The 24,816-nt window shown below is 54.4% G+C and carries 21 protein-coding genes; 10 read left to right on the top strand and 11 right to left on the bottom strand.

The genetic code is table 11. From position 1 onward, the window contains the following. Positions 1 to 7 precede the first annotated feature (7 nt). Together L103DPR2_RS13625 and L103DPR2_RS13620 are read right to left on the bottom strand one after the other, a co-directional pair. Entirely contained in the window at positions 8 to 934 is a 927-nt protein-coding gene (locus tag L103DPR2_RS13625; RefSeq protein WP_082466826.1) for an energy transducer TonB, read from the bottom strand. A gap of 3 nt (positions 935 to 937) precedes the next feature. Next, positions 938 to 3,007 (bottom strand): ribonuclease catalytic domain-containing protein, encoded by a 2,070-nt coding sequence (locus tag L103DPR2_RS13620; RefSeq protein ID WP_055362070.1) that lies wholly within the window; start codon positions 3,005 to 3,007, stop codon positions 938 to 940. Between the two features lie 100 nt (positions 3,008 to 3,107). On the opposite strand from L103DPR2_RS13620, the gene rodA reads away from it, so the two are divergent. The 3 genes from rodA to L103DPR2_RS13605 all read left to right on the top strand — a co-directional run bounded on the left by rodA (position 3,108) and on the right by L103DPR2_RS13605 (position 7,151). Beyond that, entirely contained in the window at positions 3,108 to 4,262 is a 1,155-nt protein-coding gene (rodA, locus tag L103DPR2_RS13615; protein WP_055361635.1) for a rod shape-determining protein RodA, read from the top strand. Between the two features lie 70 nt (positions 4,263 to 4,332). Then, positions 4,333 to 5,793, top strand: a complete 1,461-nt coding sequence (gene tldD, locus L103DPR2_RS13610; protein WP_055361634.1) for a metalloprotease TldD — start codon at positions 4,333 to 4,335, stop codon at positions 5,791 to 5,793. 233 nt (positions 5,794 to 6,026) lie between these two features. Further along, positions 6,027 to 7,151: a 3-deoxy-7-phosphoheptulonate synthase gene (locus L103DPR2_RS13605; protein WP_055361633.1), complete on the top strand. Its 1,125-nt coding sequence runs from the start codon at positions 6,027 to 6,029 to the stop codon at positions 7,149 to 7,151. A gap of 73 nt (positions 7,152 to 7,224) precedes the next feature. Here L103DPR2_RS13605 and mpl read toward each other — a convergent pair whose 3' ends face one another. Further along, complete coding sequence (gene mpl / locus L103DPR2_RS13600; protein ID WP_055361632.1) at positions 7,225 to 8,613, bottom strand: UDP-N-acetylmuramate:L-alanyl-gamma-D-glutamyl-meso-diaminopimelate ligase; 1,389 nt, start codon at positions 8,611 to 8,613, stop codon at positions 7,225 to 7,227. A gap of 31 nt (positions 8,614 to 8,644) precedes the next feature. Between mpl and L103DPR2_RS13595 the strand changes: the two genes are divergently transcribed. The 6 genes from L103DPR2_RS13595 (at position 8,645) to L103DPR2_RS13570 (ending at position 13,239) form a co-directional block, all read left to right on the top strand. Further along, positions 8,645 to 9,229, top strand: a complete 585-nt coding sequence (locus L103DPR2_RS13595; RefSeq protein ID WP_055362069.1) for a hypothetical protein — start codon at positions 8,645 to 8,647, stop codon at positions 9,227 to 9,229. 33 nt (positions 9,230 to 9,262) lie between these two features. Then, positions 9,263 to 9,850, top strand: a complete 588-nt coding sequence (locus L103DPR2_RS13590; RefSeq protein WP_231717652.1) for a TlpA family protein disulfide reductase — start codon at positions 9,263 to 9,265, stop codon at positions 9,848 to 9,850. A 149-nt stretch (positions 9,851 to 9,999) separates the two neighbouring features. Continuing rightward, positions 10,000 to 10,491 carry an acetyl-CoA carboxylase biotin carboxyl carrier protein gene (gene accB, locus L103DPR2_RS13585; protein WP_055361631.1) on the top strand — a complete coding sequence of 164 codons (492 nt, stop codon included), beginning with the start codon at positions 10,000 to 10,002 and terminating at the stop codon, positions 10,489 to 10,491. Positions 10,492 to 10,506: 15 nt separating this feature from the next. Next, positions 10,507 to 11,856: an acetyl-CoA carboxylase biotin carboxylase subunit gene (gene accC, locus L103DPR2_RS13580; protein WP_055361630.1), complete on the top strand. Its 1,350-nt coding sequence runs from the start codon at positions 10,507 to 10,509 to the stop codon at positions 11,854 to 11,856. 3 nt (positions 11,857 to 11,859) lie between these two features. After that, positions 11,860 to 12,744 (top strand): 50S ribosomal protein L11 methyltransferase, encoded by an 885-nt coding sequence (prmA, locus tag L103DPR2_RS13575; RefSeq protein WP_055361629.1) that lies wholly within the window; start codon positions 11,860 to 11,862, stop codon positions 12,742 to 12,744. Positions 12,745 to 12,747: 3 nt separating this feature from the next. Next, positions 12,748 to 13,239, top strand: a complete 492-nt coding sequence (locus L103DPR2_RS13570) for a DUF3426 domain-containing protein (protein ID WP_055361628.1) — start codon at positions 12,748 to 12,750, stop codon at positions 13,237 to 13,239. A gap of 76 nt (positions 13,240 to 13,315) precedes the next feature. Here L103DPR2_RS13570 and L103DPR2_RS13565 read toward each other — a convergent pair whose 3' ends face one another. From L103DPR2_RS13565 to L103DPR2_RS13540, 6 genes are all read right to left on the bottom strand, one after another. Further along, a complete protein-coding gene (locus L103DPR2_RS13565) occupies positions 13,316 to 13,801 on the bottom strand; it encodes a histone H1-like repetitive region-containing protein (RefSeq protein WP_055362067.1) in 486 nt (161 codons plus the stop codon). A gap of 186 nt (positions 13,802 to 13,987) precedes the next feature. Then, positions 13,988 to 15,178: a ribonucleotide-diphosphate reductase subunit beta gene (locus L103DPR2_RS13560; protein ID WP_055361626.1), complete on the bottom strand. Its 1,191-nt coding sequence runs from the start codon at positions 15,176 to 15,178 to the stop codon at positions 13,988 to 13,990. A gap of 159 nt (positions 15,179 to 15,337) precedes the next feature. Continuing rightward, positions 15,338 to 18,250, bottom strand: a complete 2,913-nt coding sequence (locus L103DPR2_RS13555; RefSeq protein WP_082466825.1) for a ribonucleoside-diphosphate reductase subunit alpha — start codon at positions 18,248 to 18,250, stop codon at positions 15,338 to 15,340. A 478-nt stretch (positions 18,251 to 18,728) separates the two neighbouring features. Further along, complete coding sequence (gene ampD, locus L103DPR2_RS13550) at positions 18,729 to 19,298, bottom strand: 1,6-anhydro-N-acetylmuramyl-L-alanine amidase AmpD (RefSeq protein ID WP_055361624.1); 570 nt, start codon at positions 19,296 to 19,298, stop codon at positions 18,729 to 18,731. A 31-nt stretch (positions 19,299 to 19,329) separates the two neighbouring features. Next, a complete protein-coding gene (locus tag L103DPR2_RS13545) occupies positions 19,330 to 19,590 on the bottom strand; it encodes a PP0621 family protein (RefSeq protein WP_055361622.1) in 261 nt (86 codons plus the stop codon). Then, positions 19,587 to 20,393, bottom strand: a complete 807-nt coding sequence (locus L103DPR2_RS13540; RefSeq protein WP_055361620.1) for a cytochrome C assembly family protein — start codon at positions 20,391 to 20,393, stop codon at positions 19,587 to 19,589. The genes L103DPR2_RS13545 and L103DPR2_RS13540 overlap by 4 nt, the downstream gene beginning before the upstream one ends. Positions 20,394 to 20,471: 78 nt before the next feature. Between L103DPR2_RS13540 and ffh the strand changes: the two genes are divergently transcribed. Continuing rightward, entirely contained in the window at positions 20,472 to 21,869 is a 1,398-nt protein-coding gene (gene ffh / locus L103DPR2_RS13535) for a signal recognition particle protein (protein ID WP_055361618.1), read from the top strand. Positions 21,870 to 21,894: 25 nt separating this feature from the next. Here ffh and L103DPR2_RS13530 read toward each other — a convergent pair whose 3' ends face one another. Together L103DPR2_RS13530 and L103DPR2_RS13525 are read right to left on the bottom strand one after the other, a co-directional pair. Continuing rightward, positions 21,895 to 23,409: a glutamine synthetase family protein gene (locus L103DPR2_RS13530; RefSeq protein ID WP_055361617.1), complete on the bottom strand. Its 1,515-nt coding sequence runs from the start codon at positions 23,407 to 23,409 to the stop codon at positions 21,895 to 21,897. A 10-nt stretch (positions 23,410 to 23,419) separates the two neighbouring features. Continuing rightward, positions 23,420 to 24,784 carry an aromatic ring-hydroxylating dioxygenase subunit alpha gene (locus L103DPR2_RS13525; RefSeq protein ID WP_055361615.1) on the bottom strand — a complete coding sequence of 455 codons (1,365 nt, stop codon included), beginning with the start codon at positions 24,782 to 24,784 and terminating at the stop codon, positions 23,420 to 23,422. Between the last annotated feature and the right edge of the window lie 32 nt (positions 24,785 to 24,816).

Genomic DNA, 24,816 nt, shown 5'->3' with positions numbered 1-24,816 from the left:
CAATCGGTTATGGGGTTCGTTGAATGGGTGTTGAGCGAGCTGAAGCGGCACTGTTTTGAGGTGCCAACATGTTGGTTTCTAGGGTTTCATCGCGCGCAAAGTGAAAGCGTGACACCACCACCAATTGGTCCGCTTGACGCTTCATCTCTGGCGTGAATGCATCAAAGGGTGAGGCACCGCGCACGATGGCTTGCGCGCGTTTGTCTAGCAGGGGCTTGCCAGATGCACTGGCAATTTCAGTTTCAAGCACACGGCCTTTGGCATCGAGGGTGATGACCATGGTGAGGCTGCCGTAGAGTTTTTCGCCGCCCGCTTGCGGAAAATTTTCTGTCCCTGTGAGTTCGATGGTGCGACGCATCTTGTCGTAGTAACGCGCAAAGGAAACCTCTTGCGTGGCAGGGCCAATGTAGCGTTTTTTGGGTCCGCCCTGCAGAGCTTGTGATTGCTTTTCGATTTGTGCCAACTGGCTAGCGAGCTGGTGTTTGCGCTCGATCACGGCATCGGTCTTGCCTTCGTTGGAAGCGCTGGGCGCTTGATTGCTGAGCTGTGACAACTCTTGCTTGAGTTGTTCGATGAGCCGCACTTGTTCGTTTTTCAGCGTCTCAATTTTTTTCTCAATTTGCTGCAACTCTTGGCCGTTTTGATCTTGCACATTGGCACTGAAAGGGCTGCTTTGGATCGCGGTTCCTGGCACTTGACCACCGCCTGCCAAATTGACCTGCGCCAATGCCAAGGGTGCATCGGGCGCGTTGGTGCTGCGTGAATTGACCAACACCACTTCCAAAGTGTTGGTTTCAAACATGCGATCAAAGGTGGCAGGCGAGACCCATTTCAAGGTCAGCAGTGCCGCATGCACCAGCACTGAAACACCCAAAGCCCACATCAAGGTACGGTGCGAAGTACTTGCAGAAAAAGGTGCTGTTGACGTCGACATGAATTATTCTTCGGCGGGCGCCTCGTTGACGTTCAGCGCAATGGCAATGGGGCCTGTGGCCGCTTCGTCCAGATCTTCCATGGCCTCATCCAAACTTGCCTCGCTGTCCTCGGCTTCAGAATGTTCGCTGATGATTTTCTCGATGACGGTGCCACTGACGTCCAGCGCCATGGCATCGATGGCGCCCAATTGAACCTTGACCTTGTCACCCCGCGTCAAGCCTGATGCGCCCATGACAGTGAGCATGAGTGGCAGGTGGTCTGCGCGCACCAACCAACTGCCACCCGCCATTTCTTTGACCAAACTGGCCACCACTTCCGTGATGTTTTCTTGCTTCAGGTATTGCAATGTCCAAAAGCGCTCCATGCCGGATTGGTAGCCGTTGTAAGCGGTGTAGGCCGCATCAAAGGCACTGATGATGGCAAACAGTTGTGCATCTTTCGGTTTGAAGGGTGCGGCCAATGCTGCTGTGGCGCCGTGTTGGGCGCAGGCAATGATTTGCCATTGGTTAACCAAGTCGGTGTATCGGCGCAAGGGTGAAGTGCTCCACGCATACGCAGGCACGCCAATGCCAGCATGCGGCAGGGCCTTGGTGCCCATGCGCACTTTGACACCGGGTGCCATGCTGGCTTGGCTGCGGTAGATGGCCGGAACGCCCAAACTGGCCAGCCATTGGCCCCATGTGCTGTTGGCCAAGATCATGGCCTCGGCCACGATCAAATCGAGGGGTGCGCCGCGTTGGCGTACCGAAATCTGCACCGACTCTTGACCTGTGGGCGGCGTGTCTTTGTTGTCACGGACCAAGCGGAAGTTGTAGTCGGGACGATTGAAATTCTCGGGCTTGCCGCGCACCACTTCGCGACCCGCTTTGAGGTGTTGCGCCAAGCGCCAAAAAAATGCCAATTCGCTGTGCGCAATCGGCAGTTGTGGTTCACCTTCGCGGGCTGCGGGTGCAGCGTCCTCTAACCAAGCTTGTGTCACCCATTGATCGAGCTGATCGTGGCGCAAATTGGCGTTGATGGGCACGCGCTCCAATTTGGTCTCGGTGTGTTGAATGCTGAGCGTGGCTTCGTCCAACGTGACGTACAGCGACACCGCTGGGCAGGCCTGGCCTTCGGCCAAGGTGTAGCTTTGCACCACTTCATCGGGCAGCATGGTGATTTTGTAGCCCGGCATGTACACAGTGGACAACCGGGTGCGGCCCACATTGTCGATGGCGCTGTTGGGCGCAATGGCCAAGCCAGGGGCGGCAATGTGAATGCCCACCACCACTTGGCCGGAGCCCAGCCCTTGCAAAGACAAGGCATCGTCTATTTCGGTGGTTTGTGAGTCGTCGATGGAGTAGGCCTGTACGTTGGCCAATGGCAATTCCTGCGCAATGGCAGGCGCCTCCAATTTGGGAAAGCCAGTGCCCTTGGGAAAGTTGTCAAACAAAAAGCGTTGCCAATGAAAGTCATAGGCGCTGGCAATGGCACCGGCGTTTTGCAGCAAAGTCAGCGGCGCCGTTTGACTGGCACGACTGGCCTCGACCACCGCTTTGTATTCGGGTGCATTCTTGTCGGGGCGGAACAAAATTTTGTATAGCTGCTCTTTGATGGGCGCAGGGCATTGACCCGCCATCAGTTCGTGCGACCAACTTTCAATCTGCGCTTGAATTTGTTTTTTCTTCTCTATCCCTGCCAAAGCCAATTGCACTGTTTCGGCAGAGGCCTTTTTGAATCGGCCTTTGCCAGCACGGCGAAAATAATGAGGCGCTTCGTAGAGGCGAATGAGGGCCCCCACCTGCTGCGCGGTGGTGGCATCTGCATTGAAATACTCGCGGGCCACTTCGGCAAAACCGAACTCGGTGTCGGGCGCAAATTCCCACGCCAAATCAAGCTCAATGCTTTGGCTGATGGTGGCAGCGTCTGCCAAGAGTTGGGCCGGTGCTGGCTTGTCAAATTTCAAAAGCACATTGGCGCCTTTGACTTTGACCCGCTTGCCGCTGTCCAATTCCACTTGCACCGAAGCTTCTGCCTCTGACAAGACGCGTCCGGCAACAAATTTGCCAGCTTCTTCAAACAATAAAAACATGAGCGCAATTGTCCCATGCGCAGGCCCTTGGGCAAGCCTGAGGGGGTTCAAATTTAGGGTGAAAGCGCCTAAATCTGCCGAAGCAAAGGATAATTCGGCCATGTCCCGTGTCATCGAAAAACCCAGTTGGTCGTCTCGCCTCCTTCATTTGTTTGAAGGTTTTGACGGACCATTGGCCTTTGCGGTCTTTGTGCTGGCCTGCGCGGGCATGCTCATCATGTACTCCTCGGGCTACGACCATGGCACGCGTTTTGTCGACCATGGGCGCAACATGCTGATTGCCGGCACCATCATGTTTGTGGTGGCGCAAATTCCACCGCAGCGGCTCATGACCTTGGCGGTGCCCATTTATACGGCGGGGGTGCTGCTGTTGATTGCCGTGGCCATTTTCGGCATCACCAAGAAGGGTGCGCGGCGCTGGCTCAATGTCGGTGTGGTCATTCAGCCCAGCGAAATTCTCAAAATTGCCATGCCTCTGATGCTGTCTTGGTGGTTCCAAAAGCGGGAAGGCCAACTACGCCCGCTTGATTTCTTGGTGGCAGCTTTGTTGTTGATGGTGCCTGTGGGACTGATCATGCGTCAGCCCGATTTGGGCACCGCTTTGCTGGTGCTCAGCACGGGTGTGGCCGTGCTGTTTTTTGCAGGTTTGAGTTGGCGCTTGATTTTGCCGCCGGTCTTGCTGGGCTTGATTGGATTGAGTTTGCTGGTGGCGTTTGAAACGCAGTTGTGCGCTGAAGGGGTAGATTGGAAGGTTTTGCACGAGTACCAACGGCAGCGCGTTTGCACCTTGCTCGACCCAGCGCGAGACCCCTTGGGCAAAGGCTTTCACATCATTCAAGGCATGATTGCCATTGGTTCGGGCGGTTTTTGGGGCAAGGGGTTCATGCAAGGGACGCAAACCCATTTGGAGTTCATTCCCGAGCGCACCACCGACTTTATCTTTGCGGCTTTTTCGGAAGAGTTTGGCCTGCTTGGCACCTTCCTTTTGATCACTTGCTTCTTCTTTTTGGTGTTCCGCGGTTTGGTCATTGCCAAAGAGGCGCCCACCTTGTTCACCCGTTTGTTGGCCGGTAGCGTCAGCATGATTTTCTTCACCTATGCCTTTGTCAACATGGGCATGGTCAGTGGCATCCTGCCTGTGGTGGGCGTGCCTTTGCCTTTTATCAGCTATGGCGGCACCGCCATGGTCACATTGGGTTTGGGCTTGGGCATTTTGATGTCCATTGCCAAAGCCAAACGACTGGTTCAAACCTAAGCGCGTGAAACTCACAAGACCAGCTGACCGGTGTACAGCAGGGCCTTCTGAGCTTGCCTACAATGGCAGCATGATTTCACGCGAACCCACTCTCGAACGTCTGGCCACAGCCAGGTCCTTGTTACTCGAGCCTTTTGGCTTGGACGAAACCCATTTGGCCAAGGCCTTGAGCGCCATCCAGGCCCACAAGGTTGACGACGCCGATTTGTATTTCCAATACACCCGTGCAGAAGGCTGGAGCCTTGAAGAGGGCATTGTGAAAACGGGCAGTTTCAGCATCGACCAAGGCGTGGGTGTTCGCGCCGTTGCTGGTGAAAAAACGGCCTTTGCATACTCCGATGACATTTCAGAAGCTTCCTTGATGGATGCTGCGCAAACGGTGCGTGCCATTGCACAGGCCAACCAAAACAAAAAAGCCAAAGTTGCCCCGCGCAAAATTGCGGGCATGCGCTCGCTGTACCCCTCTCTTGACCCCATCAGCTCGCTCAACAGCACTGATAAAGTGCAGTTGCTCGAAAAAGTAGAGCAACTGGCGCGCGCCAAAGACCCTCGCGTGGTGCAAGTGATGGCGGGTTTGGCCAGTGAATACGATGTGGTCATGGTGGCACGTGCCGATGGCACCTTGGCTGCCGATGTGCGACCTTTGGTCCGCTTGTCGGTCACGGTCATTGCTGAACAAAATGGCCGACGCGAGGTTGGCAGTGGCGGTGGCGGTGGCCGATTTGGCATGGCTTATTTTGACGATGCCATGGTCAATGCATATGTGGACGATGCCGTGCATGCGGCGCTCACCAACTTGGATGCACGACCTGCGCCTGCTGGCGTGATGACCGTGGTCTTAGGCCCAGGTTGGCCTGGTGTCTTGTTGCACGAAGCCATTGGTCATGGCTTAGAAGGCGATTTCAACCGCAAAGGTTCCAGCGCTTTCAGCGGCATGATTGGCAAACGTGTGGCAGCCAAAGGCGTCACTGTGCTGGACGATGGCACCATTTCTGATCGCCGTGGTTCTTTGAATGTGGACGATGAAGGCTGCGCTAGCCAGCGCAATGTGCTGATCGAAGACGGCATTTTGAAAGGCTACATCCAAGACGCCATGAACGCGCGCTTGATGGGTGTGAAGCCAACGGGCAATGGCCGCCGTGAAAGCTATGCGCACATTCCCATGCCCCGCATGACCAATACCTACATGTTGGGTGGCGACAAAGCGCCTGAAGAAATTGTGGCCAGCATCAAGAAAGGCTTGTACGCCACCAACTTTGGCGGTGGCCAAGTGGACATCACCAGCGGCAAGTTTGTGTTCTCTGCCAGTGAAGCCTATTGGGTTGAAAACGGCAAGATTCAATACCCTGTGAAGGGCGCGACCTTGGTGGGCAGTGGCCCCGAATGCCTGAAACACGTCAGCATGATTGGCAACGACATGCGCCTTGATTCGGGTGTGGGTGTGTGCGGCAAAGAAGGTCAAAGTGTGCCTGTGGGCGTGGGTCAACCCACCTTGCGAATTGAAGGTTTGACCGTGGGCGGCACGGCTTGAGGGGGTTTATCTTAGATTTCTTGTCAGAAAACTGCCAAAAACTTGTGCTACATTCCAGATCTATGAATACGCGCTTCAGCTTTTTTAGCTTTTATTTTGCATTCTCAGTCCTAGGCGGACGAGAGGCCAGCGCATAAGTCACTGAACCCCTCTACCAACCGCCGGACTCAACCCCCGGCGGTTTTTTTTTGCATCTCACCGAACCCATTTTTATTTTTGAACAGGAGCACACGATGAACACCAAAGCCAAAGCCAATTCGGAGCCTCGTTATGCGAACCCCACAGATCGCACTGGGCAAACCGATGACGAACGCATCAAGGACATCACCGTGTTGCCGCCGCCCGAGCATTTGATGCGCTTTTTCCCGATCACGGGAACGGCGGTGGAAACGCTCATTTCACAAACGCGTCGCAAGATTCACAACATCATGGCCGGCAAAGACGACCGCCTGCTGGTGGTCATTGGTCCTTGCTCGATTCACGACCCCGCAGCCGCTTTGGATTACGCACGTCGTCTGAAGCCCTTGCGCGACAAATACCAAGACACCTTGGAAATTGTGATGCGTGTCTACTTTGAAAAGCCCCGTACCACGGTGGGCTGGAAAGGTTTGATCAATGACCCCTATTTGGACGAAAGCTTCCGCATTGACGAAGGTTTGCGCATTGCACGTCAGTTGCTGATTGAAATCAACCGCCAAGGCTTGCCTGCAGGCAGTGAGTTCTTGGATGTGATTTCGCCTCAGTACATTGGCGATTTGATCAGCTGGGGCGCCATCGGCGCACGCACCACCGAAAGCCAAGTGCACCGCGAATTGGCTTCGGGTTTGTCAGCACCCATCGGCTTTAAAAATGGCACCGATGGCAACATCAAAATTGCCACCGACGCCATTCAAGCCGCCGAGCGTGGCCACCACTTTTTGTCGGTTCACAAGAACGGTCAAGTGGCGATTGTGCAAACCCAAGGTAATCCCGATTGCCATGTGATTTTGCGCGGCGGCAAAGCGCCCAATTACGATGAAGCCAGTGTCAATGCAGCTTGCAAAGACTTGGTGGCAGCCAAACTGAAGCCCACCTTGATGATCGATTGCAGCCATGCCAACAGCAGCAAGCAGCATGAGCGTCAAGTGGATGTGACGAATGACATTTCAGCGCAAATTAGCAAAGGCTCACATCAGATTTTTGGTGTGATGGTGGAAAGCCACTTAGAAGGGGGTGCGCAAAAATTCACGCCTGGCAAAGACGACCCCAGCGCATTGAAGTACGCGCAAAGCATCACCGATGCGTGCATTGGTTGGCCTGACAGCGAGAAGGTGTTGGAGACGCTGTCCAAAGCCGTGTTGGCACGTCGACAAAAATAAATGCAAAGGACGCGGACCTTTTAGACAAGGCCCGTGCCTATGCTTCACAAGCGCCTGTGTTCAGGCGCTTTTTTTATGCAGGCTTCAATGCCTTCAAGAGCTTGTCGTGAATACCGCCAAAGCCGCCATTGCTCATGCACAGCAAATGGTCGCCAGGTTTCGCGGCGGCAAGCACTTGTTTGACCAAGTCGTCAATGCTGCTGGCCACTTGCGCTTTGGCGCCCATCTCGGCCAAGGCTGCATTGGCATCCCAGTCCAAGCCACCGCTGTGACAAAAGGACAAATCGGCTTGTTCCAAGCTCCAAGGCAGTTGCGATTTCATGGTGCCCAGTTTCATGGTGTTGCTGCGCGGCTCGAAGATGGCCAGGATGCGCGCTTGACCGACTTGTCGGCGCAAGCCATCGAGGGTGGTGCGAATGGCGGTGGGGTGATGCGCAAAGTCATCGTAGACCGTCACACCCGCCACGGTACCGCGCACTTCCATGCGGCGCTTCACATTTTGAAAACTCGACAAAGCTTTGGCGGCCACATCGGGTGAGACACCTGCATGTTCGGCCGCTGCAATGGCGGCCAATGCGTTGTGTTGGTTGTGCACGCCGCCCAGCGACCATTGCACGTGCCCCACTTTTTGGCCTTGGTGCAGGACTTCAAAATCACTGGGTTCGCCCAGCGCTGAGAAATCACTGACGGCCGCGCCAAAGCTGCGGACTTCACTCCAGCAACCTTGCGCCAAGACACGCGTCAAACTCTCTTCCAGACCATTGACCACCAAGCGGCCTTGACCTGGCACCGTGCGCACCAAGTGGTGAAACTGACGCTCAATGGCTTGGAGGTCATCAAAGATATCGGCGTGGTCAAACTCCAAATTGTTCAAGATGGCGGTGCGAGGACGGTAGTGCACGAACTTGCTGCGCTTGTCGAAAAAAGCTGTGTCGTATTCATCTGCTTCGATCACGAAGTAGGGGCGCGAGTGGCCGTTGGTCAGTTGGCCAAGGCGTGCTGACACACCAAAGTTCAAGGGTACGCCACCCACCAAGAAGCCCGGCTTGAGACCGGCAGCTTCTAAGATCCATGTCAGCATGGAGGTGGTGGAGGTTTTGCCATGGGTGCCAGCAACAGCCAGCACATGGCGACCTTGCAGCACGTGTTCTGCCAACCACTGGGGGCCACTGGTGTAGGGGGCGCCAGATTCCAAAATGGCTTCCATCAAGGGAAACTTGGGCTCGCCCGAGGGCAATCGGCTGCGGCTGACCACGTTGCCGACCACGTACAAATCGGGTTGAAGGCGCATTTGCTCAGCCCCAAAGCCTTCAATCAACTCAATGCCCAAGGCTTCCAGTTGGTCGCTCATGGGGGGGTAGACGCCAGCGTCACAGCCTGTGACGCGATGTCCCGCTTCTCTTGCCAAGGCGGCCAAGCCTCCCATGAAGGTGCCGCAAATGCCCAATATATGTATATGCATAGGGAGATTTTAGGCGGTGCACAATGGCGTCATGGCAGATTTAACAGATGAAATTGCAGCCTCGGCTGCCCAATGTGTGGTGGAGGAGGGCTTGGAGTACGGGCCTGCCAAACGCCGCGCCTTGAAAATGCTGGGCTTGCCGCCAAGAACACCCCTGCCCAACAACGATCAAGTTGAAGCGCAGGTGCATGAATACATTGCCGTGTTTTGCGCGGACACCCAAGCTGCCGAATTGTTGGCATTGCGTCAGCATGCTTTGATGTGGATGAAGCGCTTGCACGATTTCAGACCCTATTTGGGGGGTGCGGTGTGGCATGGCACGGCCACCCGGTTGTCAGACATTTACTTGCAGTTGTTTTGCGATGATGAGAAATCGTGCGAAATTGAGCTCATCAACCAGGGTGTTGACTTTGAAGCGCGAACGGTCAATGGCCTGCATGGTGACCCTGTGGAGGCCTTGAGCATCCACAGTTACTGCAAAGAGTTGGGTGAAGAAATTGGCGTGCACTTGCTGATCAATGAATACGACGATGTCCGAGGTGCCTTGAAGCTTGATTCCCAGGGCCGCTCGCCTCGCGGTGATGCCTTGGCTGTTCAGCGCTTGATTGATGCATGATTCGGTTAAATGAACGAAGTTGATGGAAAAAGAATGTCAGATCAAGAAAATTTAAAGAAACAAGCTGCTCACGCCGAAGATTTGCAGGACAGTGGCATGGCGCGCCGTCACTGGATCACGGCAGGTGTGGCTGCGGCAGCCGGTTTGACGGGTGCTTTTGTGGCTTGGCAAAAATACCAACCACAAGGTGTGATGGATGTGGCTGTCCAGAATTTCTGGAGCCAGACCTTCGAAAAGCCTGAAGGTGGTACTTTGGAGATGAAGTCGTTTCGAGGCAGACCCCTGTTGGTGAATTTTTGGGCCACCTGGTGTCCGCCTTGTATTGAAGAACTTCCTTTAATTGATGCCTTTTATAAGGCAAATCAATCTAAATCCTTCCAAGTTGTTGGTTTGGCTGTGGATCAACCTAGTCAGGTTCGACGCTTTTTGACGCAAAAGCCTTTGCAGTTTCCCAACGGTTTGGCGGGCATGGTGGGCACTGAGTTGGGGGTTAGCCTTGGCAATGCGCAAAGCGCTTTGCCCTACAGCGTACTTTTCGATGCAAAAGGTAGGCTTTTAGCGCAAAAAGCCGGCAAATTAGATCAAAAGGATTTGGACAGCTGGTTGCAAAAAGTAGCCTGAGCCCGGCACTTGCAAAGCGGACCTGCATCCTTGCCCCTCAAAAACTGGCTTCTTTCGGCCTTTAAGCATGGAAATGAGTGCATTTGTAGCTATTTAAGAGGATTTTTAGTGTAAATTCCATGTTTTCGACAGCAAACGCAGGGGGTAACATGGATTTGCGCAAATTGAAAACCTTGATCGACTTGGTTTCCGACTCCAACGTCACAGAACTGGAGATCACCGAGGCAGAAGGCAAGGTTCGAATTGTCAAAGGTGCTGTCGCTTCTGGCGCACCTGTCCTCACGCATCAAGTCATGGTGCCAGCTGCTGCACCTGTTGCTGCCCCCGCCGCTGCGCCTACGGTGTCAGAAATTGCAGAAGCTGCCGCTGTCACTGCGGCTGCCGTAGCCGCCGAGGCTGCTGCTGCAGGCCATACTGTCAAATCTCCCATGGTTGGCACGTTCTACAGATCGTCCAGCCCAGGTGCGGCCCCATTTGTTCAGGTGGGCGACACCGTCAAAGAAGGCGACACGCTGTGCATCATTGAAGCCATGAAGATTTTGAATGAAATCGAATCTGACAAGTCTGGCGTTGTGAAGCAAGTCTTGTGTGAAAACGGTCAGGCTGTTGAGTACGGCCAAGCTTTGTACATCATCGAATAAACCACCGGGATTCTCATGTTCAAGAAAATTCTGGTTGCCAATCGCGGGGAAATTGCCCTGCGAATTCAGCGTGCATGCCGCGAGCTCGGCATCAAAGCTGTTATGGTTTATTCCGAAGCCGATCGCGAAGCCAAGTACGTCAAACTGGCCGAAGAGGCCGTTTGCATTGGGCCCGCCGCGTCCAACCTCAGCTACCTCAATATGCCGGCCATCATTTCGGCAGCAGAAGTCACAGATGCTGAAGCCATTCACCCAGGCTACGGTTTCCTGAGCGAAAACGCCGACTTTGCCGAGCGTGTCGAAAAGAGCGGTTTCCAATTCATTGGACCTACGCCCGAGTCCATCCGCATCATGGGTGACAAAGTGTCGGCCAAACAAGCCATGATCAAGGCGGGCGTGCCCTGTGTGCCCGGCTCTGAAGGCGAGTTGCCCGATGATCCCGTCATCATCCGCCGCACGGCCAAAAGCATTGGCTACCCGGTCATCATCAAAGCTGCCGGTGGTGGTGGTGGGCGCGGCATGCGTGTGGTCCACACCGAAGCAGCCCTGATCAATGCGGTGCAAATGACCAAGGCCGAAGCGGGCGCTGCGTTTGGCAATCCTGCGGTGTACATGGAAAAGTACCTGCAGAATCCACGCCACATTGAAATTCAAATCTTGGCGGACAAACACAAGAACGCGGTTTACTTGGGTGAGCGCGATTGCTCCATGCAGCGCCGTCACCAAAAAGTGGTCGAAGAAGCACCAGCGCCTGGCATTCCCCGTAAACTGATCGACAAGATCGGCGAACGCTGTGTGGCCGCTTGCAAAAAAATCAATTACCGCGGTGCTGGCACCTTCGAGTTTTTGTATGAAAACGGCGAGTTCTATTTCATTGAAATGAACACCCGCGTCCAAGTTGAGCACCCCGTGACCGAGTGGATCACTGGCATCGACATTGTCAAAACACAAATCATGGTGGCCGCAGGTGAGAAGTTGCCATTCTCACAACGCCAAATTGAAATTCGAGGCCATGCCATCGAATGCCGTGTGAATGCTGAAGATCCCTTCAAGTTCACGCCTTCTCCTGGTCGAATTACCACTTGGCATGCACCAGGCGGTCCTGGTATTCGCGTGGACTCGCATGTCTACAACAATTACTTTGTGCCACCTAACTACGACTCCATGATTGGCAAAATCATTGCACATGGCGACACGCGCGAACAAGCCATTGCACGCATGCAAACTGCTTTGGGTGAAATGGTGGTGGAGGGCATTAGCACCAACATTCCATTGCACCGAGAAATTTTGCGTGATTCCAAATTCGTCTCAGGCGGCACCAACATCCATTACTTGGAAGAGTGGTTGCGTCAACGCAAAAGCTGACCTATGTATGAACTGAACTTGTTGTGCCCCGAGGCACGTGTGGATGTCTTGAGTGAAGCACTGGATGCATTGGATGCTTTGAGTGTGTCTGTGGAAGACGCCGACGCGGAAACCGAGCACGAACAAGCTTTGTTCGGCGAACCTGGCATGCCGCCCCCCAAAGACGGTTGGCAGCGTTCCAAGATGGTGGCCTTGTTTGCCAAAGAAGAACAAGCCCAAGAAGCGGCTGTCTTGTTGGCAGCGCAAGATTTTTTTGAGTCCTGCCAAATCTTGTCCATCGCAGCGGTACCCGATCAAGATTGGGTTCGCCTCACACAGTCCCAATTTGCGCCAGTCGAAATCACGCCTGAATTTTGGATCGTGCCGACATGGCATGAGCCTCCCGCCCAAGCGCGTGAAGTGATTCGCCTCGATCCAGGCCTGGCCTTTGGCACCGGAACGCATCCTACCACACGCATGTGTTTGCGTTGGATTGCCACGCACGAGGTGACATCGCAACGGGTCTTGGACTACGGTTGCGGTTCTGGCATTTTGGCCATTGGTGCTGCCAAGTTTGGCGCGTCACACATTGATGCAGTCGACATTGATGAGGCGGCTGTCACGTCCACCGAACTCAATGCGCAAGCCAACGGCGTTCAGCTCAACGCGGGCTTGCCCGAATTGGCGCAAGGCACTTACAACACCGTTTTGGCCAATATTTTGGCCACGCCCTTGAAGGTGCTCGCCCCTCTGCTTTGCAGTCATGTGCATGCAGGCGGTCATTTGGTATTGGCAGGTATCTTGGAGCGCCAAGAAGAAGAACTCATCCAAGCCTATGCGCCCCACATCACCTTGAAGGTGGCGGATCGCGAAGATGGCTGGATTTTGATGACAGCGCAACGCAATTAAGCAATGACCAACGCTGGCTTGATCGCCTGGGCCTTCTTGGGTGTTTTGGGATTGGTGTTTCAGGCCAGCTTGTTTTTCAAAGATGAGTTGGCGGCGCATCAACCTGATTTGCGGCCAGCACTTGCCCAGTTGTGTTTGTGGGCGAATTGCAAAGTGGGCCCTCTGAAGCAAGCCGATGCGGTGGTCATTGATCATGCAGCCATTGACCAATTGTCCTCCAGTTTGGACCCCTTGGACACGGCAGCCTCTTTGCATTGGGCCTTTGAAGTTCACCTGAGGAATTCGGCCAAAGTGCCTGTGGCAACGCCTTGGATCGAGCTGACCCTCACAGATGCACAAGACCAAGCGGTGATGCGCAAGGTCTTGGATTTGTCGCAGTGGGGCGCACCGCCAGTCATGGCCGCAGGTGACATTTTGCCCATGTCACTTCAACTTAGCTTGGTGAACCCCGAGGTCAATTTCGTCGGTTACCGTTTGCTGACTTTTTACCCCTGAATTTGGCAATGCCATGAAAAAAGCCCGACGCTTTTCAGCATCGGGCTTTTGCTTTCGCTAACGTATCAACGTTGAATCAAGGCTTGGCGGCCGAAGGAAACGGCCATGCAGCTTGAGGATTCAGTGCTGTCGAAGCGGGAGCAGGGGCAGCGGGTGCTTTCGCTGCTTTCTTAGCTACTTTTTTTTTAGCAGCTTTTTTGGGAGCTGCTTTTTTAGGAGCAGCTTTCTTTACAGCTTTCTTAGCAACGGCTTTTTTAGCGGCTTTTTTAGGAGCTGCTTTTTTAGCTGCGGCTTTTTTAGGAGCTGCTTTTTTAGCTGCGGCTTTTTTAGGAGCTGCTTTTTTAGGAGCTGCTGCCTTTTTTGCTACGGCCTTCTTAGGAGCTGCCTTTTTAGGAGCTGCTGCCTTTTTCGCTACGGCCTTCTTAGGAGCTGCTTTTTTAGGAGCTGCTGCCTTCTTAGGAGCTGCCTTTTTGGGAGCAGCGGCTTTTTTCACTACGGCCTTTTTAGGGGCTGCTTTTTTTGCTGCGACTTTTTTGGGTGCCGCTTTTTTTGCAGTTGCCATGATTTTTTTCTCCTTGATCAATTAGAAAAATCAACAGGGTGAAACACTTTGCAAATGTTGGAGTCGCAAAGCGATTCAAGGTGCTGAGAGTGAATCTCAACACCTTGAATGGGGAAAAACCTCACCCCGGCGCCGCTGTGAGCGGTCGTGGTGTGAGGTTTAAACTGGATCGTCATGTAGAAAGGTTCAGTCCCAAGACAGGGCGCCGCCCGACTGGTATTCAATGACGCGGGTCTCGAAGAAATTACGTTCTTTCTTCAAGTCAATCATTTCGCTCATCCATGGGAAGGGGTTCTCTTCGTTGGGGAAGAGGGCTTCCAAGCCAATTTGGGTGGCACGGCGGTTGGCGATGTAGCGCAAGTAACCTTTGAACATGGAAGCGTTAAGGCCGAGCACGCCGCGGGGCATGGTGTCTTCGGCGTAACGATATTCCAATTCAACAGCTTTCAAGAACAAAGCATTGATTTCGGCTTTGAATTCGGCAGTCCACAACTGGGGGTTTTCGAGTTTGATCTGGTTGATCAAGTCGATGCCGAAGTTGCAGTGCATGGATTCGTCGCGCAGGATGTACTGGTACTGCTCGGCAGCGCCAGTCATCTTGTTTTGACGGCCTAAAGCCAGAATTTGGGTAAAGCCCACGTAGAAGAACAAGCCTTCCATGAGGCAAGCAAACACGATGAGCGACTTCAAGAGGGTTTGGTCAGTTTCCTGCGTACCCGTTTTGAAGTTGGGGTCCATGATGGCGTGAATGAACGGAATCAGGAACTCGTCTTTGTCACGAATGGACTGAACTTCGTTGTAGGCATTGAAGATTTCGCTTTCGTCCAGGCCCAAGGACTCAGTGATGTACTGGTAGGCGTGGGTGTGAATGGCTTCTTCAAAAGCCTGACGGAGCAAGAACTGACGGCACTCGGGCGCCGTGATGTGACGGTAAGTACCCAAAGTGATGTTGTTGGCAGCCAAAGAGTCGGCCGTGACGAAAAAGCCCAAGTTGCGCTTGACCAAGCGGCGCTCGTCTTCGGTCAAACCGTTGGGGTCTTTCCAGAGAGCGATGTCGCGTGTCATGTTGACTTCTTGCGGCATCCAGTGGTTGGCGCAAGTGGCGAGGTATTTTTCCCAAGCCCATTTGTATTTGAAAGGCACCAACTGGTTGACGTCGGTCTGGCCATTGATGATACGTTTGTCGGCGGCGTTGACGCGCTTTGAAGTGCCAGTGGCAGCGGTCATGACGGGAGAGGGTGCTGCAGTTACTGTGTTGACAGGTGAGCCGCTGAATGAAGACAGATCAGCGAAGCGGTCGGCAGATGGACCGCTTGGGGGAAAGCTTGGCATTGCAGGTTGCAACGCAGGTTTAGATGAATCGTCCCAGGACAACATAGAAATTTCCAATGAGTGAATTATGAAAGCTTGCGGACGAAATGCAAAGCAATGTTTTGAAATGAAATGAAATCACGCGAAGAAGTGTTGCGTTTTTGCATTGTATTTCTTCGTCGTGATTTTGAAATTGAGAAAAAGAATTTCCTGACGCTTGAAAAGTTATTGGCAAGCTTCGCAGCCAACATCGTCGATGGCTGTGAACTTCACATCGGTTGCAGGCACACCTGAGAACTGTGCGGGTGCAGATGCACTCGATGCAGATACGCCGCCAGTTGAAGAGCCAGAAGACACCGCATTCATCTGGTTGTTTGACACAGTTGATTTCTCGGCGTGTGTGGCGCTGATGGTGCGCAGGTAGTAAGTGGTTTTAAGACCGCGCAACCAAGCCAGCTTGTAGGTGTCGTCCAATTTTTTACCCGACGCGCCCGACATGTAGATGTTGAGCGACTGGGCTTGGTCAATCCATTTTTGGCGACGTGCAGCAGCTTCCACAATCCATGTGGTTTCCACTTCGAAGGCCGTGGCGTACAAGGCCTTGATTTCTTGTGGCACACGGTCGATGGGGCGCAATGAGCCGTCGAAGTGCTTCAAGTCCATGACCATGACATCGTCCCACAGACCGAGGCGCTTCAAATCGCGAACCAGGTAGCTGTTGATGATGGTGAACTCGCCAGACAAGTTGGACTTGACGGACAAATTGCCGAAGCAAGGCTCGATACAAGCGTCGACACCAATGATGTTGGAGATGGTGGCGGTAGGCGCAATGGCCACGCAGTTGGAGTTGCGCATGCCGTCTTTGGCAATCTTCTTGCGCAAAGCATCCCAGTCCATGGTGCTGCTGCGGTCGACTTCAACGTAACCACCGCGGGCTTTTTCCAGCAGGTTGAGGGTGTCCAAAGGCAAGATGCCTTGGTCCCACAAAGAACCTTTGTAACTAGAGTACTTGCCACGCTCGGCAGCCAACTCGGTAGAAGCCCAGTAAGCGTAGTAGCAGATGGCTTCCATGGACGTGTCGGCAAATTGCACGGCTTCTTGGGAGGCATAAGGCACACGCATTTGGTACAGCGCGTCTTGGAAGCCCATGAGGCCCAAGCCCACGGGGCGGTGACGCATATTGGAGTCACGCGCTTTTTTGACCGCGTAGTAGTTGATGTCGATCACGTTGTCGAGCATGCGCATGGCCGTTTTGATGGTGCGCTGCAGTTTGGCGTGGTCGATTTGTTTGCCGTTGGGGCCGTCCATCAAGTGCTGTGGCAAGTTGACCGAACCCAAGTTGCACACCGCTGTTTCGGTGTCGCTGGTGTTCAAGGTGATCTCGGTGCACAAGTTAGAGGAGTGCACCACGCCAGCATGCTGCTGAGGTGAACGAATGTTGCAAGCATCTTTGAAAGTGATCCAAGGATGGCCTGTTTCGAACAGCATGGAGAGCATTTTGCGCCACAGGTCGTTGGCCTGGATGGTGCGGCTGGGCTTGATTTCGCCGGCGGCAGCTTTTTGCTCGTAAGCCACGTAGGCTTTTTCGAACTCAACGCCAAACTTGTCGTGCAAATCGGGGCAATCGGAAGGCGAGAACAAAGTCCAAGTGCCTTTTTCCATGACACGGCGCATGAACAAGTCGGGGATCCAGTTGGCGGTGTTCATGTCGTGCGTGCGGCGGCGGTCGTCGCCGGTGTTCTTGCGCAGTTCCAGGAACTCTTCAATGTCGAGGTGCCAAGTTTCGAGGTAAGTACAGACCGCACCTTTGCGCTTGCCGCCTTGGTTGACCGCCACAGCGGTGTCGTTGACCACTTTGAGGAAAGGCACCACGCCTTGTGATTCGCCATTGGTGCCCTTGATGTGGCTGCCCAAAGCACGAACGCGCGTCCAGTCGTTTCCCAAGCCGCCTGCAAATTTAGACAGCAAAGCGTTTTCTTTGATGGACTCGTAGATGCCGTCGAGGTCGTCAGGCACCGTGGTGAGGTAGCAGCTGGACAGCTGTGAGCGCAAACCTGCGCTGTTAAACAGTGTGGGGGTGCTGGACATGAAGTCGAATGAAGACAGGACTTCGTAGAACTCGATGGCGCGGGCTTCGCGGTCGGCTTCGTTCAGGGCCAGGCCCATGGCGACGCGCATGAAGAAAGACTGGGGCAACTCGATGCGTGTTTTGCGAACGTGCAAGAAGTAGCGGTCGTACAAAGTTTGCAGGCCGAGGTAATCGAACTGCAGATCGCGCTCGGCTTTCAGGGCTGTGGCCAGCTTGCGCAGGTCAAATTGCAGGAGTTTTTCGTCGAGCAAGCCGTTGTCGACACCCTTTTTGATGTAGCCAGGGAAGTAGTCCACATAGTGAGAAGCCATGTCCTTCAAGAGCACCTCTTGGCCCAAAACTTCTTTGGCAATGGTGTGCATTAAGAGACGGGCTGTGACGTAGGTGTAGTCAGGATCCTTTTCGATCAGGGTGCGAGACGCCAAGATGGACGCCTTGTAAACCTCTTCCATGGGCACGCCGTCGTAGAGGTTGCGCATGGTTTCGGCCACGATGGGATCGGGATGGACGTCTTGGCCCAAACCGTGGCAAGCATTGACGATGAGGCCTTGCAAATAGTTGACGTCGAGGGGCACGCGCTGGCCGCCGTCCAAAACGTGCAAGGTGGGGTGGGCACTGACCGCGGCTTTTTCTTCTTTGACTTGGGCGCGTTCTTGGGTGCGACGTTCACGGTAGAGCACATAGGCACGAGCGACTTCGTGGTTGCTGCTGCGCATCAGGCCCAGCTCAACTTGGTCTTGCACGTCTTCAATGTGGAAGGTGCCGCCACCAGGACGTGAGCGCATCAGGGCGCGCACCACGTTTTGGGTGAGGCCGTCCACCACTTCTCGCACGCTGGCAGAAGCCGCACCTTGCGTACCGTGAACCGCCAAAAAGGCTTTCATCAAGGCAACCGCAATTTTGTTCGGCTCGAAGGGCACCACAGCGCCATTGCGGCGAATGATTTGGTAGTTGGCCAAAGCATGGGGTGCCGCAGCCGATGCGGTGGATGCATCGTTGGCACCCAAGAAGCCTTGGGGGTTCGATGTCGGATTTAGCTCAATTTGCATAGCGTTCTCTGTGGTCAGTGTCGGTTCAAAATTCTGGTTGGCTGCAGCCTTGCGGGGGCTTGGTTGAGCAGTCAAACGGGGTCGTCAAAGTGGCTTGTTTTCTGGTATTTCACCGAACAGTGTCTTTGGCGTTGGGACACTATATCTGGGGTCTGGGGTGAATTCAAGCCACTAGGGGTAGTGTACAGGCTAGCTTGGGTGCCTACAAACTTCTTGACAAAGGAGAGCGCATTTGTCCAACAAAAAAAGAGCAAATTTGGGGCATCAAAACGATGCCTTGAAATGCGCATCAAATCAGTCTGTTTGAATGGCCAATGAGGGCTGGCGTGCTTTGGCTTGCATTTGCTTGCGCAAAGCCTTGCAAATTCAAGGATTTGAGAATTCCCCTGATTTCACAAGTGACAAGCATGCGCCTGCTTGGTGCAAAAAAAAGTGCCTCAAGGGCACTCCAAATATTTTTGGATATTCAAAAATATTTTCAAAATTCGGGAAAGTACTGAGGCGGCCACGCGACATTTTTTTGCAACAGTGCCCAATCAAATCCAGGTCCTGGATCTTTTTTGCGACCCGGCGCGATGTGTTCGTGACCGGCCAGATACGCGATGGGGTATTGTTGTTTCAAGGCTTGGCATAGCTGCGTCAAACTGTCGTATTGGGCGGCTTCAAAAGTTTCACCTTCCAGGCCCTCCAGTTCAATGCCAATGGAGTCGTCGTTGCAGTTGCCGCGGCCACGGTAATGTGAAGCGCCGGCATGCCATGCACGGTCGTCACAACTGACGAACTGCCAGACTTTGCCTTGCCGCTCAATGAAGAAATGCGCAGACACTTCCAGGCCGCGAATGCTTTGAAAGTAAGGGTGTGCGTCCCAATCCAGTTGGTTGGTGAACAACTGTTGCACAGCTTGTGTGCCGTACTCACCCGGTGGCAAGCTGATGGAGTGAACCACGATCAAATCGATCTTGGCTTGCGCTGGCCGCGCGCCATGGTTGGGTGACACACATTTCTCAGCCGCTTGGCACCAGCCGTTTTGCCATTGATCGAAGCGCATGGTGTGGGCGTCGTGAGGGATGAAGGGCTGTTTAGACCCGGGTGTCCGAGGCGGCTTGGCAATGCACCTGAGAGCAGTAAATGCCGCGCTGCCCTTGCACCATGTCAGCCGCGGGCATGTGCACACCGCATTGGGTGCATGCCTGCATGGGGCTGGGCTCTGAGGTGGGGGGAGTGGGGGCTGGATGGGTTTCGGCGGACTTGGACTTGCGCTCGTTCAAGGCATTCAAGCGGTTTCTGCGCCACAGCCAAACCGCAAACAAAATCGTCAGCAGGAACAGCAGAATTTTCAAAGGCTGCGCCCCAAAACGACTTCCAGCACAAAACGCGAGCCCGCATAAGCCAACAGCAGCAGCGCGGCGCCCGAGTAAAGTACGCGAACAGCACGTCGGCCGCGCCAGCCAAATTGATGTCTGCCCAGCAGCAAGGCGCCAAAGGTGAGCCAGGACAGGATGGAGAAGACAGTTTTATGGTCCCATTTCCAATGCGCGCCCGCTGCACCATAGAGCTGCTCGCCAAAAGCAAAGCCCGCAATGAGGGTGAGGGTGAGCAGAACAAAGCCCAGCATCACAAATCGGAACATGAGCCGCTCTAGCGTGAGCAAGGGCAAGCCACTTTGGTTTTCATTGCCTTGTCGGATTTCAATTTCGGCGCTGGTCATGAGTGCTGCATGAATGACGGCCGCGGCAAACATGCCATAGGAGGCAATGCCCAAAGCCCAGTGCAGGGGTAGCCAAATGGAGGCGGTGACTTGAAGTGCATGACCAGGAAACACCCAAGCCAGTGCCACAGCGGCGCTGCCCAAGGCCGCCATGGTCCAACGCGCTTTCAATTGCGGGAAGTATTGGGTTTCGACGGCGTAGGCTGTGAGAACCCACCAAACCGTGACGGACAAAGCGGGGGCAAAGCCAAAGCGCGGTGTTTCACCCAAGAGGCCAATGCCAATGGTGGCGCCATGCAAGAGCCAAGCGAGCCACAAATAGCGGCGTGCCAAGCTGGGGCCCATTCGATCTGCCGTGATGGCGGGAATGGCATAAGCGATGGCAGTTAAAAGCGTCAACCACATCGCCAAATCAGATGGACTGGCTAAAATCATGCTTCCTAGTTTAGCGTTTTGAGCCCTTGCAATCTGGCAATCGGCGCAAAACCTAGCGGTTTATGAGAAATTTTCCCTATGGCTTCCGCCCTCACCGACAAACTCTCGCAACTTGTTAAGCAAATCAGTGGTCAAGCGCGGATCACGGAGTCCAATGTCACGGACATGCTGCGCGAGGTTCGCATGGCCTTGCTGGAGGCTGATGTGGCCTTGCCGGTGGTGCGCGATTTCATTGCCCGTGTGAAAGAAAAAGCCTTGGGGCAAGAGGTGCTGGGCTCCTTAAAGCCTGGCCAAGCCTTGGTGGCCATCGTGAACCGCGAGTTGGCTGCCACCATGGGCGAAGGTGTGGCCGATATCAACTTGGCAGCGCAACCGCCTGCTGTGATTTTGATGGCAGGTTTGCAAGGTGCCGGTAAAACCACCACCACCGCCAAGTTGGCCAAGCACCTGATTGAAAAGCGCAAGAAAAAAGTGCTGACCGTGTCGGGCGACGTGTACCGACCTGCGGCCATTGAGCAGCTGAAAACAGTCACAGCACAAGCCGGCGCCGAATGGTTCCCCAGTTCGCCTGACCAAAAGCCTTTGGACATTGCCCGTGCCGCCATCGATTACGCACGCAAGCATTTCTTTGATGTGTTGCTGGTCGACACGGCAGGTCGTTTGGCCATTGACGAAGCCCTGATGGCTGAAATTCGGGAGTTGCATGCGGCTTTGAACCCTGTGGAAACTTTGTTTGTGGTTGATGCCATGCAAGGTCAGGATGCGGCCAACACCGCCAAAGCTTTTAAAGATGCTTTGCCTCTGACCGGCATTGTTCTGACCAAGATGGATGGCGACTCCCGAGGTGGCGCGGCTTTGTCTGTGCGTCAAATCACGGGTGCGCCCATCAAGTTTGCAGGTACCAGCGAAAAAATTGACGGCCTCGAAGTTTTTGATGCCGAGCGACATGCAGGCCGTATCCTTGGCATGGGCGATATCTTGGCCTTGGTGGAGCAAGTCACTGCCGGCGTGGACATGGAAGCCGCGCAAAAGTTGGCGGCCAAAGTCAAGAGCGGCAGCGGTTTTGATTTGAATGATTTTTTGGCGCAAATTCAGCAAATGAAGCAAATGGGTGGCTTGTCCAGTTTGATGGACAAATTGCCCACGCAGTTGGCGGCCAAGGCTGGCAGCATGGATTTGGGCAAAGCCGAAAAAGACATCGCGCGCAAGCAAGGCATCATTCACAGCATGACACCGCGTGAGCGCAGTAAACCTGAACTCATCAAAGCCACGCGCAAGCGCCGCATCGCCATGGGCGCAGGCGTTCAAGTGCAGGATGTGAACCGCTTGCTCAAAGAGTTTGAGCAAATGCAAGACATGATGAAAAAAATGTCCGGCGGCGGCATGATGAAGATGATGAAGCGCTTGGGTGCCATGAAGGGCATGGGCGGCTTTGGCGGCATGGGCGGTGGCGGTTTCCCTGGTATGAAACGCTAAGGGCCCAGCCTTTGGGCTTGATTCATCAAATGCGGCTGAAATACTCTCGCCGCTGAAATTCCACCTTGTCTTCCGCGTCATTGAAACGCGTTTGCTCTGACTGTTTGATGCGCTGGTAATAGCGCACAAAGTCAGCGCCCAAACCCGCGCTCAAAATTGGGTCATCGCCCAATCGCGCTAAGGCATCACCCAAAGTCAAGGGCAAACGCTCGGCACTTTCTGCGTAAGGTGCTTCTGTGGCGAATGGCGCCGTCAGATCGTTTTCAATGCCATCCAAGCCCGCCAAAATTTGCGAGGCCATGTACAGGTAGGGATTGGCAGCAGGCTCGCCCATTCTGTTTTCAATGCGCGTGCCAGCATCGCCGGGGCCACCCACCACGCGGAGCATGGCGCCGCGATTGTCGCGGCCCCACAAAATGCTTTGGGGTGCCAAAGCGTTGGGCTTGAAGCGACCAAAGCCATTGACTGTGGTGGTGCACAAAGACGTCATGCCTTGACCGTGGGCCAACAAGCCGGCCAGATACGTTGCACCGATCTTGGAGAGAGCGTGACAGGCATCGTCTGCACGCAGCGATTGCGCCTCTTGAATGTCTTGCGCAGTGGTGCGCGCAAACAGGTTCTGACCTGTTTGCAAGTCGTAGAGAGATTGATGCAAATGCCAGCCACTGCTCATGATGTTCTCAAACGGCGGTCGGCACATGAACGTGGCGTGATAGCCGGCGCGTCTCAAGGCTTGTTTGATGGCGCTTCTAAAAAGCACCATGTTGTCGGCTGCCGTCATGGCATCGGTGGCTTTGAACACGGCTTCAACTTGACTGGGGCCCAGTTCAATTTCCAGGGACAACAATGGCAAACCCAAATCTTGGGCTGTTTGTTTGACGATGCGCAGCGCAGGTTCTGCGCGGTCAAACCACAACTCATTGAGCAAGTTGTAGCCTGGATGAATCATGCTGACCTCGGGCGCTGGTCCTGGCCATGCGGCTTGCGCAGGGTCGGCATCGTCACCGTGCTCGGCGTCTTTGAGTTTGTAAATGTGAAACTCAACTTCTAGGCCGCATCGCATGCCCCAGCCTTTGGTGGCCAACTTTTCCAAGGCAGTTTGCAAAATACGACGCGAGTCGTAGCTTACAACTTGGCCATTCGGGAACCAAGGCTGACACATCAGCCAGCCTGTTTTTTCGGCCCAAGGCAAAATTTTGAAGGTGCTGGGGTCGGGCAACAACATCACATTGCTGGCGCCTTCAAAACCAGGCAATTCATATTTGACATCGGCTTCAAACACCTTGTAGACGGTGCGATCTGAAGTGTCTTTGAGCATCAAGGTGCTGACCATGCCCATGCCTTGCGCAAAGGCAGTGGCCAACTCGGAAGTGACCCACGTTTTGCCGCGCAAGCTGCCGTGCACATCACACCAAACCAAGCGGATCCACGCCAGGCCAGAGGCTTGCGCCAAGGCCAGTACGCGTTGCACCTCGGCTTGTCGGGCCTGGGTGTTGATGCCGCATTGGTCCGCGAAAGAAGGGATGACTGTTGAGCTCATGTCGTAGAACTCAGGGCGAATTGGGTGTGGCTGCATCCCACGGCGCGCCATCGCGCTTGGCTTGCATGGTTTGCTGTGACCACGTGGACCAATCTTGGGCGGGCGCTATGCCGTCGACGGTATCGGGGCCAAATCGGGTGGCTGCAACTTCGGCCTTGGCAAATCCGGGAGGCAATGCGCCTGCAGCCACATCGTCAATGGCTTTGGCCAACATGCGGCGATTGGCAATGATCACTTTGTCAGAGGTACCCAAATGTTCGCGAGTTCTGTTTTGAATGGCCCCCATGCTTTCGCAGGCCCATTGATCGTGCACATTGATGTCGTCCTCGCCCATGCCCAAAAACGTGCGCGTCATTTGTTCTTCGGGGTTGAAGCCCCAGTTGTTGTGACGTCCTGATTTGGGGATGTAGTCGGGCAAGCTGACGGCCTCAAGCCGTTGATTGCGCATGGCAACTTTGTTGACAGGATCGGCAAAACTCGTGAAGACGGCATACCAGTAGGTGCGCGTGTCGTCCACCGGCACATGCATCTGCGTGATGGTCATGGTTTCTGACAAAGGAATCACAAAAGTGTTGGGGAACAGCGAATTAGTGATGCGCACATGAGTCAGCTTGTCTGTCATGTGCCGGAGTGTGGTCAGTTGGAGGCCATAAGCTTTTTCGGTGAAGGCAATGTCGGGTTGGTCAAACTCGCGCATGACGCGGGTCATGGGCCATTTTTCACCATCGATTTCACCTGCACTGGCGCCGCGAAATTGTTTGCCGTAGGTGTCTTCCAAGGAGGCGTCGTTGAAGAAACGGTGCAAGAAAGATGCGTGCGCAGGGTCGATGCCCACTTCAAAGGCCTGGAGCCAATTGCAGTTCCACAAACCTTTGAAGGCAAAGGTGTGGGTGCCAGGCGCTTCAAAACAATCGATGGCCGGAAGTGGCGGTGGTGTGCTGCCCTCAGGCCCCATCCACGCAAACAAAATACCGCTGCGTTCTTGAATGGGGTAATTGCGTTGCTTGATGCGGGTGCACAAAACACTGCCTTGGGGTTCGGCGGGGGTTTCGAGGCATTGGCCCGTGACGTCAAATTTCCAGCCGTGAAAGGGACAGCGCAGGCCATCGCCTTCATTGCGACCAAAGGCCAGGTCGGCGCCGCGATGCGGACAGTCGCGATCGAGCAATCCAAACTGGCCCTGCGCATTTTTGAACAAGACCAAGTCTTGGCCGAGCAAGCGAACCGCTTTGACAGGTCGGATGGCCATGCGGGGATCGAGTTGGGGGTCGAATTCGTCCATCAAAGCCACAGGGTGCCAGTAATGGCGTAGCATTTCGCCACAGGGTGTGCCTTGACCAATGCGCGTGAAGCGCTCGTTTTGTTCTGCTCTCATGAATTCACTTTAACGCAAAAACCAGAGGAAGA

Origin of the sequence: Limnohabitans sp. 103DPR2, assembly GCF_001412575.1 — a bacterium.
Taxonomy (GTDB): domain Bacteria; phylum Pseudomonadota; class Gammaproteobacteria; order Burkholderiales; family Burkholderiaceae_C; genus Limnohabitans_A.
This window is presented reverse-complemented; position numbering and strand designations above follow the sequence as displayed.

Excerpts from the sequence above, each read along its gene's own strand:
- L103DPR2_RS13625 (WP_082466826.1), bottom strand. The coding sequence starts at position 934 with ATGTCGACGTCAACAGCACCTTTTTCTGCAAGTACTTCGCACCGTACC.
- L103DPR2_RS13620 (WP_055362070.1), bottom strand. The coding sequence starts at position 3,007 with ATGTTTTTATTGTTTGAAGAAGCTGGCAAATTTGTTGCCGGACGCGTC.
- rodA (WP_055361635.1), top strand. The coding sequence starts at position 3,108 with ATGTCCCGTGTCATCGAAAAACCCAGTTGGTCGTCTCGCCTCCTTCAT.
- tldD (WP_055361634.1), top strand. The coding sequence starts at position 4,333 with ATGATTTCACGCGAACCCACTCTCGAACGTCTGGCCACAGCCAGGTCC.
- L103DPR2_RS13605 (WP_055361633.1), top strand. The coding sequence starts at position 6,027 with ATGAACACCAAAGCCAAAGCCAATTCGGAGCCTCGTTATGCGAACCCC.
- mpl (WP_055361632.1), bottom strand. The coding sequence starts at position 8,613 with ATGCATATACATATATTGGGCATTTGCGGCACCTTCATGGGAGGCTTG.
- L103DPR2_RS13595 (WP_055362069.1), top strand. The coding sequence starts at position 8,645 with ATGGCAGATTTAACAGATGAAATTGCAGCCTCGGCTGCCCAATGTGTG.
- L103DPR2_RS13590 (WP_231717652.1), top strand. The coding sequence starts at position 9,263 with ATGTCAGATCAAGAAAATTTAAAGAAACAAGCTGCTCACGCCGAAGAT.
- accB (WP_055361631.1), top strand. The coding sequence starts at position 10,000 with ATGGATTTGCGCAAATTGAAAACCTTGATCGACTTGGTTTCCGACTCC.
- accC (WP_055361630.1), top strand. The coding sequence starts at position 10,507 with ATGTTCAAGAAAATTCTGGTTGCCAATCGCGGGGAAATTGCCCTGCGA.
- prmA (WP_055361629.1), top strand. The coding sequence starts at position 11,860 with ATGTATGAACTGAACTTGTTGTGCCCCGAGGCACGTGTGGATGTCTTG.
- L103DPR2_RS13570 (WP_055361628.1), top strand. The coding sequence starts at position 12,748 with ATGACCAACGCTGGCTTGATCGCCTGGGCCTTCTTGGGTGTTTTGGGA.
- L103DPR2_RS13565 (WP_055362067.1), bottom strand. The coding sequence starts at position 13,801 with ATGGCAACTGCAAAAAAAGCGGCACCCAAAAAAGTCGCAGCAAAAAAA.
- L103DPR2_RS13560 (WP_055361626.1), bottom strand. The coding sequence starts at position 15,178 with ATGTTGTCCTGGGACGATTCATCTAAACCTGCGTTGCAACCTGCAATG.
- L103DPR2_RS13555 (WP_082466825.1), bottom strand. The coding sequence starts at position 18,250 with ATGCAAATTGAGCTAAATCCGACATCGAACCCCCAAGGCTTCTTGGGT.
- ampD (WP_055361624.1), bottom strand. The coding sequence starts at position 19,298 with ATGCGCTTCGATCAATGGCAAAACGGCTGGTGCCAAGCGGCTGAGAAA.
- L103DPR2_RS13540 (WP_055361620.1), bottom strand. The coding sequence starts at position 20,393 with ATGATTTTAGCCAGTCCATCTGATTTGGCGATGTGGTTGACGCTTTTA.
- ffh (WP_055361618.1), top strand. The coding sequence starts at position 20,472 with ATGGCTTCCGCCCTCACCGACAAACTCTCGCAACTTGTTAAGCAAATC.
- L103DPR2_RS13530 (WP_055361617.1), bottom strand. The coding sequence starts at position 23,409 with ATGAGCTCAACAGTCATCCCTTCTTTCGCGGACCAATGCGGCATCAAC.
- L103DPR2_RS13525 (WP_055361615.1), bottom strand. The coding sequence starts at position 24,784 with ATGAGAGCAGAACAAAACGAGCGCTTCACGCGCATTGGTCAAGGCACA.